This window comes from Mesotoga sp. (assembly GCF_035363035.1).
Lineage (GTDB): Bacteria > Thermotogota > Thermotogae > Petrotogales > Kosmotogaceae > Mesotoga.
The window spans coordinates 1-2,613 of sequence record NZ_DAOSEH010000161.1 but is presented as its reverse complement, the minus strand read 5'-3'; the positions used below and the strand labels follow the sequence as shown (position 1 = coordinate 2,613).

General features: G+C 54.4%; 3 protein-coding genes and 1 pseudogene. All 4 read left to right on the top strand.

The annotated features are described in order from the left end of the window. Positions 1-64: 64 nt before the first annotated feature. Entirely contained in the window at positions 65-592 is a 528-nt protein-coding gene (locus tag PKX57_RS12000; RefSeq protein WP_472417544.1) for a TIGR00725 family protein, read from the top strand. Further along, positions 579-2,003 (top strand): glutamate--tRNA ligase, encoded by a 1,425-nt coding sequence (gltX, locus tag PKX57_RS11995; protein ID WP_214047770.1) that lies wholly within the window; start codon positions 579-581, stop codon positions 2,001-2,003. The genes PKX57_RS12000 and gltX overlap by 14 nt, the downstream gene beginning before the upstream one ends. Further along, positions 1,978-2,400 carry a hypothetical protein gene (locus tag PKX57_RS11990; protein ID WP_214050250.1) on the top strand — a complete coding sequence of 141 codons (423 nt, stop codon included), beginning with the start codon at positions 1,978-1,980 and terminating at the stop codon, positions 2,398-2,400. The genes gltX and PKX57_RS11990 overlap by 26 nt, the downstream gene beginning before the upstream one ends. Continuing rightward, positions 2,400-2,613: pseudogene (locus PKX57_RS11985) on the top strand (HEAT repeat domain-containing protein); the annotation flags it as partial. The gene PKX57_RS11990 and the pseudogene PKX57_RS11985, both read left to right, overlap by 1 nt.

The window sequence follows — 2,613 nt, the reverse complement described above, 5'->3', positions numbered from 1 at the left end:
GAGATCCTTCGGTCGTGCTGGCCGACAGCGTTGTGGTGGAGAAGTATCTGGGGAGCGATGAATGATGTTGCAGGTCGCGGTGATCGGCTATTCCGGTCCGATCGACAGATCCCCGGTATTGGAGCTCACGCAGATATGCCGGCAGGTTGGGAAAGCGCTGGCCGAAAGGGGAGACGTCCTCATCACCGGCGGGAGAGACGGTGTGATGGAGCTCGTTTCGGAGAGCGCCTCTTCGAACGGCGGAAAGGTGCTCGGCATCCTGCCCTCCAACGACGAGGGAAACGATCACAATCAGATAAAGATCAGAACCGGCATGGATTTCGCCCTCAGATCGCTGATCATATCGAAATCGGCCGATGTCGTGATCTCGATCGGCGGAGAGGCCGGCACGTTGCTCGAAATACTCTCCTCTTACTCCTACGGGAGACCCGTTATACTCATGAAAGGGACCGGAGGGTGGACAGACAGGATACTTCCGGTTATGATCGAGGGTAGATACCTGGACAATCGCAGAACAGTGGAAATCAGACAGGCACAAGACATGGCCCAATTGCTGGAGTGTCTGGAGGAGGCAGAAAATGGTAAGGTGTAGGTTTGCGCCCAGCCCGACGGGCAATCTCCACGTCGGTGGAGTGAGGACGGCGCTTTTCAACTGGCTTTTCGCGAAAAATCAGTCTGGAAACTTTGTTTTGAGAATAGAGGACACCGATACGGAGCGCTCCGAAAAGAAGTTCGAGGATCAGATCTTCGCCTCCATGAAGTGGTGCGGGCTCGACTGGTCGGAAGGTCCCGACATAGGCGGTCCGTACGGTCCGTACCGTCAAAGCGAGAGGGTGGAACTGGGCATATACGACAGGTTCGCCCGCGAACTGGTGGAGAAGGGAGCGGCCTACTACGCCGTTTACCACAGGGACGATCCGGAAAACGTCCTCAGAACTTCTAACGAAAGACCGACCGATCTTTCGGCCGACGAGACCTGCACGATAAAATTCAAAATACCCGCGGGCGTCACCGAATTCTTCGATCTCTCGAAAGGCGACATGAGCTTCGAGAACGAGAACTTCGGGGACTTCGTCATAGTCAAGTCTAACGGCTTCCCGACCTACAACTTCGCCGTGGTCGTCGACGATCATCTCATGGAGATCACCCATGTCTTCAGGGGAGAGGATCACCTCACGAACACGCCGCGCCAGATAATGATGTACAGCGCTCTGGGCTGGGAACATCCCGTCTTCATGCACATTCCGCTGATCCTGGGCAGCGACCGCGCGCCCCTTTCCAAAAGACACGGCCACACCAGCGTGGATCACTTCAGGAGCGAGGGCTATCTCAGCGTCGGCCTCATGAATTACCTGGCCCTTCTCGGCTGGACGGTCGATCAGGAGATCTTCGACTACCACGAAAAGGTGAAGGACTTCGTGCCCTCCGACATATCCAACAAGGGCGTCGTCTTCGATTACGAAAAGCTCGAGTGGATAAACGGGAAGCATATGCGCCTGATGGAACCGGAAAGACTCCTGGCCGAATTCGGGCTGTGGCTGAAATACACTGGCCGCTTCGACTACTACGCCTCGGTCGAGAGCGAACCCTTCTACGCGCTGGAAGTCATATCGATGTGCCGGGAGAAGATCAACACGATCGAGCAGCTCTACGATTTCTCCATACCCTTCTTCAGCGAAGAGATAGATTACCAGGAAGAATACGTGGTCAAATACCTCGAGAACGGCTGGAGCAAGGATCTGATCGCCGCCGCCATCAGGAGATTCGAGGGCGCCGACGACTGGTCGGTCGAGGGAGTCGAAAGAGTTATCAGGGATCTTGCCGAGGAAAAGATAACTTCCAAAAAAAACACGTTCCAGCTCTTGAGGGGCGGAGTCACCGGAAGACTCGTCACGCCGGGCCTTTTCGAGACTATATCCATACTCGGAAGGGACAGGGTTCTGGATCGTCTGGAGAACCTTCTGGAGCTTGTCGAATATGAAGAAGGGGACTTCTCTAGTTGAGCTCTCGATCTCTCTCGCGGTTTCCGCTCTTCTGCTGATATCTATGCTGAAGGTCTTCGCCCTCGTCAATTCCTTCGCGTTTCGCATCGCGAAGGAAGCCGGAGACTCTCTGGCGATCTTCAGAACGCTGGACATACTCGAGAGAGATCTGAAACTCGCGACGGGCAACTTCTCCTGTTCGGTCGATTTCGTGTCTTTCGACGCCGTGGTCGATGGAAAGACCAGAAGGATAAGATACTACGTAAGTAAGCAGAGAATCATGAGAAGATCGGGCAATTCCTATAACGAGGTCATGGAGTTCGGCCAGAGCGCCTTTTTTACGGGCGAGGGCGACTCGGTAAGGCTCACGATAGATGGTCGGGAGCTACTTTTCAGAGCGGAAGGTGATTTTTTATGATGCCGAAAGATATAAGAAAGCTTCTTCAGGCGATAGAGGAGGAGATAACCTCCAGAACCGAGATGAACTTGAAAGACATGCTAAATTCGCCGTCGTCCTACGTCAGGGCGCGCGCGATAAAATCGGCCTCCGACAGGGAGATAATTATCGAGGACCTCGAAGCCTTTCTGGAGGATCCCTCGCCCGAAGTGCGGAGAAGCGTGATAACCTCGA

Excerpts from the sequence above, each read along its gene's own strand:
- PKX57_RS12000 (WP_472417544.1), top strand. The coding sequence starts at position 65 with ATGTTGCAGGTCGCGGTGATCGGCTATTCCGGTCCGATCGACAGATCC.
- gltX (WP_214047770.1), top strand. The coding sequence starts at position 579 with ATGGTAAGGTGTAGGTTTGCGCCCAGCCCGACGGGCAATCTCCACGTC.
- PKX57_RS11990 (WP_214050250.1), top strand. The coding sequence starts at position 1,978 with ATGAAGAAGGGGACTTCTCTAGTTGAGCTCTCGATCTCTCTCGCGGTT.